The organism is Sphingomonas sp. NPDC092440, assembly GCF_044754985.1.
Lineage (GTDB): Bacteria > Pseudomonadota > Alphaproteobacteria > Sphingomonadales > Sphingomonadaceae > Sphingomonas.
Map to the genome: position 1 here is coordinate 1 of NZ_JBIVQA010000016.1, position 14,644 is coordinate 14,644.

At 66.8% G+C, this 14,644-nt stretch carries 11 protein-coding genes; 8 read left to right on the forward strand and 3 right to left on the reverse strand.

All coding sequences use genetic code 11. From position 1 onward, the window contains the following. The first annotated feature begins 337 nt into the window (after nucleotides 1–337). From ACIQCS_RS20720 to ACIQCS_RS20740, 5 genes are all read left to right on the forward strand, one after another. Nucleotides 338–850: a GNAT family N-acetyltransferase gene (locus ACIQCS_RS20720; protein WP_345848621.1), complete on the forward strand. Its 513-nt coding sequence runs from the start codon at nucleotides 338–340 to the stop codon at nucleotides 848–850. A 233-nt stretch (nucleotides 851–1,083) separates the two neighbouring features. Beyond that, nucleotides 1,084–1,899 carry a glutaminyl-peptide cyclotransferase gene (locus ACIQCS_RS20725; RefSeq protein ID WP_345848619.1) on the forward strand — a complete coding sequence of 272 codons (816 nt, stop codon included), beginning with the start codon at nucleotides 1,084–1,086 and terminating at the stop codon, nucleotides 1,897–1,899. Nucleotides 1,900–1,983: 84 nt separating this feature from the next. Beyond that, nucleotides 1,984–3,087, forward strand: coding sequence for a histidine kinase (locus tag ACIQCS_RS20730; RefSeq protein WP_345848617.1), 1,104 nt, complete (start codon nucleotides 1,984–1,986; stop codon nucleotides 3,085–3,087). Further along, nucleotides 3,087–3,875 carry a LytTR family DNA-binding domain-containing protein gene (locus ACIQCS_RS20735; protein ID WP_345848615.1) on the forward strand — a complete coding sequence of 263 codons (789 nt, stop codon included), beginning with the start codon at nucleotides 3,087–3,089 and terminating at the stop codon, nucleotides 3,873–3,875. Before ACIQCS_RS20730 ends, ACIQCS_RS20735 begins: the two co-directional genes overlap by 1 nt. 164 nt (nucleotides 3,876–4,039) lie before the next feature. Next, nucleotides 4,040–4,855, forward strand: coding sequence for a hypothetical protein (locus tag ACIQCS_RS20740; RefSeq protein WP_345848613.1), 816 nt, complete (start codon nucleotides 4,040–4,042; stop codon nucleotides 4,853–4,855). 4 nt (nucleotides 4,856–4,859) lie between these two features. On the opposite strand, the gene ACIQCS_RS20745 is transcribed toward ACIQCS_RS20740, so the two are convergent. Beyond that, nucleotides 4,860–5,348 carry a rhodanese-like domain-containing protein gene (locus ACIQCS_RS20745; protein WP_345848610.1) on the reverse strand — a complete coding sequence of 163 codons (489 nt, stop codon included), beginning with the start codon at nucleotides 5,346–5,348 and terminating at the stop codon, nucleotides 4,860–4,862. A 335-nt stretch (nucleotides 5,349–5,683) separates the two neighbouring features. On the opposite strand from ACIQCS_RS20745, the gene ACIQCS_RS20750 reads away from it, so the two are divergent. The 3 genes from ACIQCS_RS20750 to ACIQCS_RS20760 are packed head-to-tail and all read left to right on the forward strand — an operon-like array spanning nucleotide 5,684 to nucleotide 8,449. Continuing rightward, nucleotides 5,684–7,099 (forward strand): amino acid permease, encoded by a 1,416-nt coding sequence (locus ACIQCS_RS20750; protein WP_345848608.1) that lies wholly within the window; start codon nucleotides 5,684–5,686, stop codon nucleotides 7,097–7,099. 3 nt (nucleotides 7,100–7,102) lie between these two features. Next, nucleotides 7,103–7,972: an S-methyl-5'-thioadenosine phosphorylase gene (gene mtnP / locus ACIQCS_RS20755; RefSeq protein WP_345848606.1), complete on the forward strand. Its 870-nt coding sequence runs from the start codon at nucleotides 7,103–7,105 to the stop codon at nucleotides 7,970–7,972. Between the two features lie 9 nt (nucleotides 7,973–7,981). Beyond that, nucleotides 7,982–8,449, forward strand: a complete 468-nt coding sequence (locus ACIQCS_RS20760; RefSeq protein WP_345848605.1) for an FKBP-type peptidyl-prolyl cis-trans isomerase — start codon at nucleotides 7,982–7,984, stop codon at nucleotides 8,447–8,449. Nucleotides 8,450–8,548: 99 nt separating this feature from the next. Here the strand turns inward: ACIQCS_RS20760 and ACIQCS_RS20765 are convergent, their stop codons facing one another. Beyond that, a complete protein-coding gene (locus ACIQCS_RS20765; RefSeq protein ID WP_345848603.1) occupies nucleotides 8,549–11,572 on the reverse strand; it encodes a TonB-dependent receptor domain-containing protein in 3,024 nt (1,007 codons plus the stop codon). A 319-nt stretch (nucleotides 11,573–11,891) separates the two neighbouring features. Continuing rightward, complete coding sequence (gene acnA, locus ACIQCS_RS20770; protein WP_345848602.1) at nucleotides 11,892–14,561, reverse strand: aconitate hydratase AcnA; 2,670 nt, start codon at nucleotides 14,559–14,561, stop codon at nucleotides 11,892–11,894. Nucleotides 14,562–14,644: the final 83 nt, after the last annotated feature.

Here is a 14,644-nt window from a genome sequence, read left to right on the forward strand (position 1 = left end):
GGGGTTTTGCGTTTCTGGGACAGACCGCACCGGAAGCATATCGGAACCAATCCGGCGGATACTCCCGCGCGGAAGCTCGCGGAATCGCCGGTCGCTTTTCCGGGCCGATCCCAGACCGGAATCATTCAGCGCCATTCCATTCGCACGCGCGCTGCTAGGCGAAGCGCAGGGCACCGGCATGCACCTCGGCAACGACATGATGCACGACCAGACGGATGATGCCCTCGCCGCCCGCAGGAAAGGGCTTCCTCCGTTCCTCGTTCCGACTGTCTCAGAAGGACGGGCGTGATCAATCAACCGGCGCTTCTGTCGTGCTGGTCAAGCTCAAGGACATTGGATGACTTCCCCTGTCGACCTCGCCCGCGTCTCGCTTGCGGATGCGCCGCTGCTGGACCGGATCTGGCAGTTCTACGAACTGGAATCGTCCATATGGTCCGGGTGCGATCTCGATGAAACGGGGCGCTTTACGTCATTGTCCGATTTCCTGATGCGACTGGGAAATCCCGATTCCTTCGACTGGGCGTATCTGATTCGTCACAAGGGCCAGCTCGCGGGCCTCTTGCTGGTCGGTCGTCAGCACCTTCGCGGCCGCTCGATCCTGGAGTTTGCCGATCTGTACGTACTGCCAAGGTACCGCGGCAGGGGTATCGCGTCCGAGGTGCTCCGCCAGACGGTGCTGGCCTCGGACGAGCCCTGGCTGATCTGCGTTTTCCGAAAGGATCAGAAGGCACTGGCATTTTGGTGCCGAGCGTTCGAGCGCCTGCCATTCTCCTCGGTGCGAGAGGCCCTGCCATCCGAGGACCCGGAAATGCACGAGTTCATCGTCAACGAGGCGATTGGGCTCGGTTAACGGCCCAGGATACTGCTCGCGGCGCTGAGCTCGCAGGCTCGGATCCCGCTCCCACAACCAACGATGCCATAATCACAACCCCGCAAGTCAAACGACTTCGCGGGGTTTTTTACTGCCCGCTGCAGATCCCCCACCTCGCGCCCAATCCTCCACAACCGCAGTCCCGGCCTCCCGAACCCTCTTCCCCGCTTCGCCGTTGACAGCAATGCGCGCGCACTGCTTTCTCCCGTCCGATGAAGCGCATTCTCCTCGCAGTCGTCGCCCTGGCCGTGATCGCGGCCGGCGCCTGGTTTCTCTTCCTGCGCTCGAGCGGGATTCCGGTCTATGCCGTGGCGGTCGCCGCCACGCATCCGCATGATCCGACCGCCTTCACCGAGGGGCTCTTCTTCCAGGACGGCGCGCTTTACGAAGGCACCGGCGAGGTGGGCAGCTCCTATGTCCGCAAGGTCGATCCCGCGAGCGGCAAGGTGCTCCAGCAGGTCGAGCTGCCCGCCCCCTATTTCGGCGAGGGCATCATCGCGTTCGGCGACAAGCTCTATCAGGTCACTTGGCAGGACAAGACCGGCTTCACGTACAATCTCAAGGACTTCGCGCTCGGCGACACCTTCACCTACACGGGAGAAGGCTGGGGAATGACTCAGAACGGCAAGAACATCATCCTGTCGGACGGCACGCCGGTGCTGCGCTTCCTCGATCCCGGGACGATGCAGCCGGTATCGACGCTGAAGGTGACGGCCAATGGCTGCCCGGTGGAGAAGCTCAACGAGCTGGAATGGGTGGACGGCGAGATCTGGGCGAATATCTGGCAGACCAACCTGATCGCGCGCATCGACCCTGCCAGCGGCCAGGTGAAGAGCTTCCTCGACGTCAGCGCGCTCGGCCCGCGGAACCGCGATGTCGACGACGTGCCCAATGGCATAGCCTATGACGGCGCGACGAAACGTGTCTTCGTTACCGGCAAGCGCTGGCCGCAGCTCTACGAGGTCAAGCAGGGGGCTGCGATGAACAACAATGAGGAGGTGACGAAGCTGACGCGCTGCGCCCGTTAGGCGCGGCAAGGCTTTGCGACCAATCAGGACATGGCGTCGACAAAACCGGGCGCCCGCTCTTCCGCATCGTGATATGAGACGTGGATGGGGCTGAAGGACATGACGGGACTGCTGCGCAAGCGCGAAGTACGCGCGGCCACGCTGTTGGCGCTGGCCCTGTGGTCTGTGGCGATCGTGCTCTGGACGATGCCCGGACTGGCCGTGGGCGATCCCATGTCGTTCGGCCTGCTATTGCTACTTGCCAAGACCTTCGCCGTCGGCCTCGTCTTCTCCGGCCTGATCGCCGCGATATTGCTGCGGGTCGAGCGCTGGGACTTGCGGCCGCCGCTCCTCTCCGCCGCGGCCTTCACCGTGGCGCTTGCCCTGGCGCATGGTTGGCTGGACGCGATCTTCATCAACGACGCGCGCGCCGCCATCGGGCTCAAGGTCGCGCCGCTCTGGCGGCAGTTCGTGTTCGGCCTGATGCCGTTCATCCTCGTCTATGGCCTCTACGCCGCGGGCCTGGGGCTCGTATTCAGCAGCATGATCGCCCAGGAGCGCGAGCGCCAGCTCGCCGCGGCCCAGAGCGCGGCCCAGCAGGCCCAACTCGCCGCCCTGCGCTTCCAGCTCAATCCGCATTTCCTGTTCAACACCTTGAACGCCGTCTCCTCGCTGATCGTCACGCGCCGCAACGACGAGGCCGAGGGGATGATCGGCAAGCTGTCCGACTTCCTGCGCGCCAGCCTCGAGGCCGATCCGCAGCGTGAGGTCACGCTCGACGAGGAGTTCGCGATGCTCCAGTCCTATCTGGAGATCGAGGCGGTGCGCTTCCGCGATCGGCTGGATGCGGAGTTCGTCTGTCCCGTCGAGCTGCTGGACGCGCTGGTGCCCAGCTTCATCCTCCAGCCGCTGATCGAGAATGCAGTGAAATATGCGGTGGCGCCTTCGCGCCGCCCCGTCCGGATCGTGGTGCGTGCCACTGCTTCGGAGGAGAATACGCTGCGCCTGTGCGTGGAGGACGATGGGGGGCAGGCGTTCGGCGGTGCCCCCCGAAGCGGCACCGGGCTTGGGCTGGCAAATGTGCGCCGGCGGCTCGAGGCCTTTTACGGCATTGAGGGCGGCCTGGTCGCCACCGCGCGGGAGCGCGGCTTCGTCGCGTTGATGACGCTGCCGCTGCACCGCGCGCATAGAGCGGAGGCTGCGGAATGATGCGGGTGCTGTTGGTCGACGACGAGCCCTTGGCGCTGGACCGCCTGAAAGTGGGCTTCGACGCGATCGAGGATGTCGAGGTGGCGGGCACGGCGAGCGACGGCGTCGAGGCGGTGGAGAAGATCCGGGCGCTGGCGCCCGATCTGATCATCCTCGACATCCAGATGCCCGGCCGTAGCGGGATGGAGATCGCGCGCGCGCTGCGCCCCGAGGAATGCCGGCCGGAGGTGATCTTCGTCACTGCGTTCGACCGTTTCGCCACCGATGCCTTCGAAGTGGAGGCGGCGGACTATCTGCTGAAGCCGGTGGCGTTCGATCGCCTGCGCCTGGGCGTCGAGCGGGCCCGGCGCCGGCGCGCCCTGCGCGAGGCCGAGGGGCGGGTGGCCGAGCTGGGCGCGACGCTGGCGGCGCTGCGTGGCGATGCACGCGCCGTGCCGGCACCGGCGGCGGAATCACCCTATGACCAGGGCATATGGGTGCCTGGGCGCCAGGGCGCCGTGCTCGTGCCGGTCTCGATGATCGACTGGATCGAGGCGGCGCGCGACTATGTGCTGCTCAACACCTCGCTCAAGAGCCATATATTGCGCGCGCGCATGAACGATATCGAGCAGCGGCTCGACCCCGCGCTGATGCTGCGCATCCATCGCTCGCACATCGTCCGGATCGGCGCGGTGGTGGGCGTCGAGCGCCCGGGCAAGGGGGCCTTGCGCGTCGTGCTGTCGGATGGCGCGGTGCTGCAGGTGGGCCCCAATTACCAGGCCAATGTCGAGGCCGTGCTCAAGCTCTAGGCCCGGTCGGCGCGACGGGTAGGGGAGCCGGAGCGCGCCCGAACGCCGATCGGCCCCGGCCTTGCCGCAAGTGCGGCGCGCCTCGTCGCGAAGGAGGATCATGCGGCAGCGCGCCGGTCCATCCGCTCGGGATGACGCGAGGGAAAACGTTCTGGAGCCCGATCATGCCGAAGCTCAGGATTTGGGTGCTTGCCGCCGTCGTGCCGCTCGCCCTGGCCAACGGGCCGGCGGGTGACGATTTCGAGACGCTCGTCGCGGCGGAGCGGCGCTTCGCGGCCGACGCCGCGACACTGGGAATCACTCCGGCCTTCCGCGCGCATGTTTCGCCCGACGCACTGCTGATTTCGCCGGCTCCGCACCCGGCGGCGCCCGAGCTCGCCAAGCAGACGGACGCGCCAGGCGCCCGGCTGGAATGGCAGCCCGAGGCCGCAGGCATCGCCCGTTCGGGGGACCTGGGCTTCACCACCGGGCCCTATGTCATGCGGCGCGGCGACCGGGTGTCGCACGGCCAGTTCTTCACCATCTGGCGCCGGCGCGCCGGCGGCGATTGGCGGTGGCTGATCGATTCGGGCAACCCGCCCCTCGGCGCCGGCGCGGTCGCGATGCCCCTGCAGGTCGTGCGGCTGGGCAATGCCGCGGGGCCGGCGGGGAAGGGGGACCTTGCCGAGGTCGAGCGGCGTCTCGATGCCGATGTCTCGGCGCTGGCCGGGTTCCTGGCCGCCGACGGGCGCGTGCTGCGCGCGGGCGCGCCGCCGGCGATCGGCGAAGCGGGCGTCGCGCTGGCCGCGCGCGGGCCGAAAGGCGCCGGCAGGCATCTCGGCGGCGGGCGCTCCGCCGCGGGCGACCTTGCCTATAGCTATGGCCGGGTCGAGGAGGGCGGCCGCGTGCTCGTCGGTCACTATGTCCGTGTCTGGCATCACGAGGCCGCCGGCTGGCGGCTGCTCGTCGATCAGCTCGTGCCGCGGCCGCGCCAGCCCTGACCCGTCAGGCCGGCGAAGCGACCCAGCCGACCTTCGGATCGTCGAAGTTCACGACGTCGGCGAGCTCCCAGACATTCGCATAGCCATAGCCGACGAGATTGATGAAGGTCTGGATGTTGAGCGCGAGCGGCGCCGCCTTGAGCGGCACCGGCGCGCGATGGTTCGAGAAATTGTTGTTGCAGTAGATCAGGATCGGGCGATCCCGGTTCGGGCCGATCGCCGCCGCCAGCGATTCCGCGGTGAAATCGGTGAGCGGCAGGTTGACCGCGCCCGCGATATGGCCGCGCGCAAAGGCATCCTTCGAGCGGGCATCGAGCACCAGCGCGCCCTTCTCCCCCGCCTTTGCCTGAAAGCGCGCAAAGGGCAGGAGGCGCCCGGCCCGCAGCGTGCGCACGTCGCGCGTGAGCGTGGCGAAGGCGGCATAGTCGATCTGCGGATTGGCGGGCGGGTCCTGGGGGACGGCGAAGACGAGCGCGGCGGCGGCGAGCAGCATGAGGGATCTCCCAGGCGGGTTCGGAGAGGGAAGGATCGCGTTCCCCGGCTGACGCAGGGCTGAACGCGCCGCTCCCTCTCTCCTTTGGCACCTATCCCGCTGGGACAAGTACCCCTCCGTCATCCTCCATTGACGCCGCAGTTCCGGCTCCATCGCCTCCGCGAGCCGGAATGGATCCCCGCCTTCGCGGGGATGACGGTTATTGGGCACCCCTTGTCTCAGGGGGATAAGGGCCCTGCCCTTTGGAGAGAGGATAGGGGAGAGGGAGTAGGAAACAAAGTTGCGCGCGCGTCGCGCCGCGCTACACCTCATCTCCAAAGAGATAGGGGAGTAGCATGGCCAGCCTGTTCCGGTTGAAGCAGATCGTCGCGGAGGAAGACCGCGCGCCCGAGCATCGGCTCGCACGCACGCTTTCCTGGCCGCATCTCGTCGCGCTTGGCGTGGGGGCGATCGTGGGAACCGGCATCCTCACCCTGATCGGCGTCGGCGCGGACCGCGCCGGGCCGGCGGTGATCCTCTCCTTCGTCGTCGCGGGCGCGATCTGCGCCTGCGCCGCGCTGGCCTATGCCGAGATGGCGACGATGATCCCTGCCTCGGGCAGCGCCTATACCTATAGCTATGCCTCGCTCGGCGAGATCGTCGCCTGGGTGGTGGGGTGGAGCCTGCTCGCCGAATATACGCTGGTGGTCGCGACCGTTGCGGTCGGCTGGTCGGGCTATGCGACACCCTTCCTGACCGGATTGGGCGTGCCGGCGGAACTCACCCATGGCCCGCAGATGGCCGGCTGGCAGGTCGCGCATTGGGGCGTGAACGTACCGGCCCTGTTCGTCGTCTGGCTGGTGTCGGGCCTCCTCATCCTCGGCACGCGCGAAAGCGCGACGCTCAACGCGTTCCTGGTGGTGGTCAAGTTGGTCGCGCTCGCAGTGTTCGTCGCGGTGGCGCTTCCCTATTTCAATGCCGCCAATTTCGAACCCTTCGCGCCCTTCGGCTTCGCCAAGCATGTCAGCGAAGGCGGAGTCGAGCGCGGCGTGATGGCCGCGGCTGCGATCATCTTCTTCGCCTTTTACGGCTTCGATGCGATCTCCACCGCGGCGGAGGAGGCCAAGAATCCGGGGCGCGACCTTGCCATCGGCATCGTCGGCTCGATGGTGGCCTGTGTCGCGATCTACATGATCGTCGCCGTCGCCGCCGTGGGCGCGCTTTCCTATACCCGCTTCGCCGACAGTCCCGAACCGCTGGCGCTGATCCTGCGCGAGATCGGCCAGCCGGGCGTCGCCAAGTTCCTTGCGCTGAGCGCCATCATCGCGCTCCCCACCGTCATCCTCGGTTTCCTGTTCGGCCAGAGCCGCATCTTCTTCGTGATGGCGCGCGACGGGATGCTGCCGAAGAGCCTCGCCAAGGTCTCGCGGCGCGGCTCGCCGGTGCGCATCACCATCTTCACCGCCTGTGTGGTGAGCCTGTTCGCCGCCTTCCTGCCGATCGACGAGATCGCCGCGCTGGCCAATGCGGGCACGCTCACTGCCTTTGCCGCCGTCGGCCTCTGCCTGCTCGTCATGCGCCGCCGGGCGCCGGATGCGCCGCGCCCGTTCCGCACGCCCGCGGCCTGGCTGGTCGGCCTGGGGGCGATCTTCGGCTGCCTCTATCTGTTCGCCAACCTGCCTTCGAAGACGCAGATCTGGTTCGGCGCCTGGAACCTCTTGGGTTTGGTCGTCTACTTCGCCTATGCACGCCGCAATGCAGCAAAGGGGTAGATGATGGGCGGCTGGACGATCGGGATCATCGGCGGATCGGGGCTCTACGATGTCGAAGGCATCGAGGGCGGCGAATGGATCTCGACCGAGAGCCCCTGGGGCAAGCCTTCGGACGATTGCTTCGTCGGCCGGGTGGGGCATGTCCGCGTGGTGTTCCTGCCGCGCCACGGCCGCGGGCACCGCATCGCGCCGTCGGACCTGAACGTCCGCGCCAATATCGACGTGCTGAAGCGGCTGGGCGTGACCGATGTGCTCGCCATCTCCTCGGTCGGCAGCCTGGCCGAGGAGCGGGCACCGGGCACCTTCACCATCGCCGACCAGTTCATCGACCGGACCAAGGGCCGGCCCTCGAGCTTCTTCGGTGCGGGCATGGTCGCGCATGTCTCGATGGCCGATCCGGTGTGCCCGCGCCTCTCCGCGCTCGCCGCGGACGCTGCGCGGGCGGCGGGCGCCGTCACTCATGCCGGCGGCACCTATCTGGCGATGGAAGGTCCGCAATTCTCGACTCGTGCCGAGAGCAATCTCTATCGCGGCTGGGGCTGCCACATCATCGGCATGACCGGCATGCCCGAGGCCAAGCTCTGCCGCGAGGCCGAGCTGCCCTATGCGCTGGTCGGCATGGTCACCGACTATGATTGCTGGCGCGAGGGCGAGGAGGCGGTCGACGTCGCCACGGTGATCGCCCAGCTCGGCACCAATGCCGACAAGGCGCGCAAGCTGGTGATGCACCTGCTGAAGAACCTGCCCCAGGAGCGGCCGGCCTCGCCGATCGATACCTGTCTCGACTATGCGCTGATCACCGCGCCGAATGCGCGCGATCCGCACCTGCTGCGCAAGCTCGATGCGGTCGCCGGCCGCGCCCTCTCCAACTAAGGAAATCGCATGTCGTTTCTCGCTGCCCTTGCCCTGCTCGGCGCCCAGGAGGCGCCCGCACCCGATCGCTCGCAGGACATGGCCTGGCAGAGCCAGCAGATGCTCGCGCTGGCCAAGCTCAATGGCGCGGACGGCTGGCACAGCACGCCGGAGGGGCTGCGCTGGCGCCGCGTGAAGGGCGACGGCACGGGCAAGCACCCGAGCGTGGCCGACACGGTGACGCTCCATTATGCCGGCACCTTCATCGACGGCACCCAGTTCGACAGCTCCTATGACCGCGGCGCGCCGGCGACCTTTCCGCTCGGCATGCTGATCAAGGGCTGGCAGGTCGCGGTGCCGCTGATGGGCGTGGGCGACACGTTCGAAGTCGCGATCCCGGCCGACCTTGGTTATGGCTTCAAGGGCAAGGGGCCGATCCCCGGCGGCGCCACGCTGCTGTTCAAGATCGAACTGCTCGCCATTCCGGCGGCCGGCTGAGCAAGGCCATTCTCCCCGGGGCGACGCGCTCGCCTGGACAGGACATAAAAAAGGGGCGGTACCCGAAGGTACCGCCCCAATTTTTTGCGTGCCGGCGGTTTAGAACTTGAAGTTCGCGCCTGCCCGGAAGGTGCGGCCGATCAGGCCGGCCGAGTGCCACGAGGTCAGCGTGTTCACCTGGCTCGGATAGGCGGTGTTCGCGAACAGCGGCGCGCGCGCGTTCGTGACGTTGCCGACCAGGCCGAAGAAGCTGAACTGGTCGTTGACCTTCACCGTCAGATTCACGTCCGTATAGACGAAGCTCTTGATGTGGCAGAAGTCCGCATTGCCGGTGAGCGGCTTGTAGATGGCGGCGGTGGAGCACGAAATGTCGCCCTTGTCCGAGCTCGCCTGGTCAGCCGCGACGCCCTTCATTGCGCCGACGAAATAGGTCGTCGTGCTGAGCGAGAACTGGTCGTAGGTGAACGTGTTCTGCCAGTTGCCGCGCCAGCGCGGCGTGCCGCCGCCCGACGACAGACTCTCCGGACCCACGGTGCCGGCATAACGCTGCACCGCGCCGCCGTTCCCGGGATGGAGATCGTACTTCAGCGTCTCCTGCACATCGACCCGGCTCTCCCAACGGAAGTTCTCGGTGAACTTGATGCGCGCATCGGCCGTGAACTCGAGCCCGGCGATGACCATATAGGCCGTGTTCACATAAGGCGCGTTGACCACGAGCAAACGCGGCAGCGCGTTCGGCGCGAAGGGATCGGCCCCGTCGACCACGTTGCACGAATAGCCGGCACCGATCGCCGCGACCTTGGCGCAGCCCGCAGCGGCGGCAGCCGCGGCGGATGCGAAGGTCTGGCCCGCAACCGAGTAATAGGCGTTGATCGCGTCCGACGACAGCGGGCCGGTGACGATCAGGTTCGACTTCTTCACGTTGAAATAGTCGGCCGTGAAGCTCAGCCAGGGCGTCGGCTCGAAGATCGTGCCCAGAGTGAAGCTGCGCGAGGTCTCCGGCTTGATATCGGGGTTGCCGACATAGCCGCGGCCCAGGCTGTACGGTGCGGTGTACGCCGCGTTGGTCGCGTGCGCAGTGAGGAATGCCCCGGTCGGCGTATAGCCGACAAAGCCCGAATAGGAGCTGCGCGGATTGGATTCCGCGAAGGTCGGTGCGCGGAAGCCCTCCGAATAGGTGCCGCGGATCGCGAGCTGCTTGATCGGCTGGAACTTTGCTGTCGCCTTGGGCGAGAAGCGGCCCTCGCCGGTCGAATAGTGATCGTAGCGGCCGGACAGATCGATGTTGAGCGAATCCAGCACGGGCACGTCGACTTCGAAATAGCCGGCCCACACCGAGCGGTCACCATAGGCCTGCGCGGTCGAGAGACCGGGAATGTCCAGGTTCGGGTTGGCGCTGTTGTTGGTCAGCTTCTCCTTGCGATACTGGCCGCCGACGGCCATCCGCACATCGCCGCCCGGGAGCGTGAAGAGCGTGCGGCTGATCGACGCGTCCACCGTCAGCTCGCTCGAATTCGAGCGGGTGGTGATCGGCGGAGCCACCATGTTGCGGACCGCCGCGGTGTTGAGGCTCGGATTGACGAAATTGTACGCGCCGGTGTTGATCGCCTTGACCAGGCCGTTGAGATTGGCCCAGCCATATTGGGTGAGGTTCAGATCGGCGCGCGAGTAACCCGCCTCGACATTCCAGTTCCAGCTGTCACCGAAATTGCCGTGCAGGCCGCCGGTGATCCGGTACACTTCGTTGACGCGGTTGCTGCCCGCGGGGATGTCGCCGAACAGATAGTAGAGGCGCGCGGCGCCGGCGGCCGGATTGTTGGCGTAGGCGGCGGCATAGGGGTTGTTCGGGTTCAGCTGGCGATCCGCGGCGGTCGCGCAGTTGACGCCCGACGAGCAGATATAGACCGGCAGCACGATGCCCGGATTGGTCGTCGACGTCGACGGGGATCCACCGAATGCCTGGTTCTGACGGACCGCGCGCGGCGGCGAGATGATGTTGACGCGGCTATGCGCATAGCTGCCCGCGAGATAGCCCTCGACATTGTCGCCGAGGCGGAAGCTGGCGCGCGCGACGGCGTCGTAGCGCTCCTGCAGCGGCGTGATCTGGGCATATTCCCGGGTGAGGTCATGCCGGCAGGCGGTACCCACGCGCGTGCCGTTCTCCGAATAGGTCCCGTAGGCGCAATTCGCGAGCGGCGTCAGCGAAGTGAAGAGTGCCGGCGAAGTGGCGTTCGTCACCGAACCCGCGAGCGGGTTGTTGAGATCGGTCTGGGTCGTGCGCGTGACGACCGCATCGGTCGTCGGCGTGCCCAGCGTATCGTCGGCGCGGTTGTTGTCGTTGCCGCCGATCGAGCGAAGGTCGAGCGTGTCGAAGGGGAAACCACGCGAGGCTGCCGAGATGCGGCCGCCATATTCATAGTCGCCGCCGACATAGACGTTGAAGCCCTGCGTGTCATAGTCGCCGAAGCCGAAGAGGAGCTTCGCGCGATACTTCGCGCCGTCGCCCTTCTCGGTCGCGCCGCCTTCGACACCGGCCTCGAGGCCCTTCATGTGCTTGCGGGTGAGGATGTTGACCACGCCGCCGATCGCGTCCGCGCCGTACAGCGACGAGGCGCCGTCCTTGAGGACCTGCACCTGCTGGACGTTGACCATCGGGATGCTGTTGAGGTCGACATAGGAATTGTGGCCGTCGTCGCTCAGCGGGAAGTTGGTCGAGCGCAGGCCGTCGATCAGCACCAGGGTGGACGAAACGCCGAGGTTGCGCAGCGACACGGCGGCGCCGCCGGCCGAGAAGCCGCTGGTGAAGCCGTTACCGATCGAGCCGGCGCCGTCGGCGGAAGCCGAGCGGATCGCGTCGGTCACATTGGTGATGCCGGCGCGCTGCAGGTTCTCGGCGGTGATCACCGTCACCGGCAATGCGGTGTGGGTATCCGACTGGCGGAAGATGGTGCCGGTAACGACGATGTCGCCGTCGTTGGCCGGCGCATCCTGCTGCGGGGCGGTGGTTCCGGCGCTGGCCGGCGCGTCCTGCGCCAATGCGGGCGCGGCGAAAAGCGAGCCCGCCAGCACAAAGGCGGACAAGGCCGCTCCCGTGCGCAGGCGTGCGATCTGAGACTTGTTCATTATTATCCTCACTCTCCCTGGTCCTGCCCCAATGGCAGCCGGTGGAATCCCCCGAACCCTCGCCGCCCCCACCCCTGGGGCCTGTTGGCGAAGTTGCGGGAGGATTAGAGAGTGTCTGATCTGTGTAAAGCACCCAAGATTATTGCTGCTCTGTTTCTTCATTGTGTGTTTCTGAAATGCAACACATCCGAAATGGGGGCATCGTGCCGCTGCCGTTTCCGGGCCGTCCGGCGGGCGCGGCGCGACCCGAGCCGCCGGTCCGGGCATGAAAAAAGGGAGGGCGTCGCCGCCCTCCCTCGATGCTTTCCGGTCGCGCCGATCAGGCGGCGAGCTTGCGCAGCACGTACTGGAGGATGCCGCCGTTGAGGAAATATTCCAGCTCGTTGACGGTATCGATGCGGCAACGCGTGAGGAAGGTTTCCTTAGAGCCGTCCTCGCGGGTGAGCTCGACCTCGACATCCTGGCGCGGGCGCAGGCCCGCGACGTTCCGGATGGTGAAGGTGTCGCTGCCCGTGAGCTTCAGCGTCTCGCGAGTCACGCCCTCGGCGAACTGGAGCGGCAGGATGCCCATGCCGACCAGGTTCGAGCGGTGGATGCGCTCGAAGCTCTCGGTGATCACCGCGCGCACGCCGAGCAGGTTGGTGCCCTTCGCCGCCCAGTCGCGTGAGGAGCCGGTGCCATATTCCTTGCCCGCGACGATCACGAGCGGGGTGCCGGCGGCCTTGTGGCGCATCGCAGCGTCGTAGATCGGCATCACCTGGCCGCCAAAGCGGGTCATGCCGCCCTCGATGCCCGGGACCATCTCGTTCTTGATGCGGATGTTCGCGAAGGTGCCGCGCACCATGACCTCGTCATTGCCGCGGCGCGCGCCATAGCTGTTGAAGTCCTTCTTCGCGACCTGATGCTCCTGCAGGAAGGTGCCTGCGGGGCTATCGGCCTTGATCGAGCCGGCCGGCGAGATGTGGTCGGTGGTGATCGAGTCGCCCAGGATGGCGAGCGGCTTGGCCTCGACGATATCGGTGACCGGCGCCGGGGTCATGGTCATGCCCTCGAAATAGGGCGGGTTGTGGATATAGGTCGAGCCGGCGCGCCAGCCATAGGTGTCCGAGCCCTCGACGCTGATCTTCCGCCAGTGATCGTCGCCGGCATAGACATTGGCGTAGCGCGAGCGGAACATCGCATCGTCGATATTGGCGGCGATGAGGCCCTGGACCTCCTCGTTCGAGGGCCAGATGTCCTTGAGGAACACCGGGCCATCGGTGCCTTCGCCGATCGGCGTCTCGTACATGTCCTCGGTCACCGTGCCCTTGAGGGCATAGGCCACCACCAGCGGCGGCGAGGCGAGGAAGTTCGCCCGCACGTCCGGCGAGACGCGGCCCTCGAAGTTGCGGTTGCCCGACAGGACCGAGGCGGCGACGATGTCGTTGCCGTTGATCGCGTCCGAGATCGGCTGGGCGAGCGGGCCCGAATTGCCGATGCAGGTGGTGCAGCCATAGCCGACCAGGTTGAACCCGATCGCGTCGAGATCCTCGGTCAGGCCGGTCTTGTTGAGATAGTCGGTCACCACCTGCGAGCCCGGCGCGAGGCTGGTCTTCACCCAGGGCTTGCGGGTCAGGCCCTTCTCGCGCGCCTTGCGGGCGACCAGGCCGGCCGCGATCAGCACCGACGGGTTCGAGGTGTTGGTGCACGAGGTGATCGCCGCGATCACCACGTCGCCGTCGCCGATGTCATGGTCCTTGCCCTCGACCGGCACGCGCGCGGCGTGATCCTTCTTGTACACCTTGGTCAGGTCGCCGTTGAACACTTCATCGACGCTGTCGAGGCTGACCCGGTCCTGCGGGCGCTTCGGCCCGGCGAGCGACGGGCGCACGCTGCTCATGTCGAGCTCCAGCGTGTCGGTGAAGATCGGCTCGGGGCCGTTCACGTCGTGCCACATGCCCTGCGCCTTGGCATAGGCCTCGACCAGCGCGACCGTCTCGTCCGGGCGGCCGGTGAGGCGCATGTAATCGAGCGTCTTGTCGTCGATCGGGAAGAAGCCGCAGGTCGCGCCATATTCGGGCGCCATGTTGGCGATCGTCGCGCGGTCCGCCAGCGTCATCGCGTGCAGGCCCGGGCCGTAGAACTCGACGAAGCGGCCGACCACGCCCTTGGCACGCAGCATCTGGGTGACGGTGAGCACCAGGTCGGTCGCAGTGATGCCCTCGCCCAGCGCGCCGGTCAGCTTGAAGCCGACCACTTCGGGGATGAGCATCGACACCGGCTGGCCGAGCATCGCCGCCTCGGCCTCGATGCCGCCCACGCCCCAGCCGAGCACGCCGAGGCCGTTGACCATGGTGGTGTGGCTGTCGGTGCCGACAAGGGTGTCGGGATAGGCGATGTTCGCGCCGTCACCGGTCTTGGACGACCAGATCGACTGCGAGATATATTCGAGGTTCACCTGGTGGCAGATGCCGGTGCCCGGGGGAACGACCGAGAAGTTGTTCAGCGCCTTGGAACCCCATTTGAGGAACTCGTAGCGCTCGGCGTTGCGCTCATATTCGAGCGCGACATTGTCCTCGAACGCCTTGGGCGTGCCGAACTCGTCGACCATCACCGAGTGATCGATGACGAGGTGGACGGGAACCTGCGGGTTGATCTTCTGCGCGTCGCCGCCCAGCCTGGTGATCGCGTCGCGCATCGCCGCCAGGTCGACCACGCAGGGCACGCCGGTGAAGTCCTGCATCAGCACGCGGGCCGGGCGGTACTGGATCTCGCGGTTCGAGCGCGCGTCCTTCTGCCAGTCGACGATCGCCTGGGCGTCTTCGCGCGTGACGGTGGTGCCGTCCTCGAAGCGGAGCATGTTCTCGAGCAGCACCTTCATCGAGAAGGGCAGGCGGCTGATGTCGCCGAGCTTCTTCGCGGCCTTGGGCAGCGAGAAATAATCGTAGCTGGCGGTGCCGACGCTGAGCGTGTCGCGGGTGCCGAGAGTATCGTTGCCGATGGCGGTCATGGGGCGCGGGTTCCTTTCCCTGTCTGTCCGGTCCCGGGCGCTCGGGGGACGTGGCTCAATATAGGGCCGCGCGGGCGCACCGG

Bases quoted from the DNA above. Each gene is read 5' to 3' on its own strand.
- ACIQCS_RS20765 (WP_345848603.1), bottom strand. From the start codon at position 11,572: ATGAACAAGTCTCAGATCGCACGCCTGCGCACGGGAGCGGCCTTGTCC.
- ACIQCS_RS20730 (WP_345848617.1), top strand. From the start codon at position 1,984: ATGGGGCTGAAGGACATGACGGGACTGCTGCGCAAGCGCGAAGTACGC.
- ACIQCS_RS20750 (WP_345848608.1), top strand. From the start codon at position 5,684: ATGGCCAGCCTGTTCCGGTTGAAGCAGATCGTCGCGGAGGAAGACCGC.
- ACIQCS_RS20725 (WP_345848619.1), top strand. From the start codon at position 1,084: ATGAAGCGCATTCTCCTCGCAGTCGTCGCCCTGGCCGTGATCGCGGCC.
- mtnP (WP_345848606.1), top strand. From the start codon at position 7,103: ATGGGCGGCTGGACGATCGGGATCATCGGCGGATCGGGGCTCTACGAT.
- ACIQCS_RS20745 (WP_345848610.1), bottom strand. From the start codon at position 5,348: ATGCTGCTCGCCGCCGCCGCGCTCGTCTTCGCCGTCCCCCAGGACCCG.
- ACIQCS_RS20740 (WP_345848613.1), top strand. From the start codon at position 4,040: ATGCCGAAGCTCAGGATTTGGGTGCTTGCCGCCGTCGTGCCGCTCGCC.
- ACIQCS_RS20720 (WP_345848621.1), top strand. From the start codon at position 338: ATGACTTCCCCTGTCGACCTCGCCCGCGTCTCGCTTGCGGATGCGCCG.
- ACIQCS_RS20760 (WP_345848605.1), top strand. From the start codon at position 7,982: ATGTCGTTTCTCGCTGCCCTTGCCCTGCTCGGCGCCCAGGAGGCGCCC.
- ACIQCS_RS20735 (WP_345848615.1), top strand. From the start codon at position 3,087: ATGCGGGTGCTGTTGGTCGACGACGAGCCCTTGGCGCTGGACCGCCTG.
- acnA (WP_345848602.1), bottom strand. From the start codon at position 14,561: ATGACCGCCATCGGCAACGATACTCTCGGCACCCGCGACACGCTCAGC.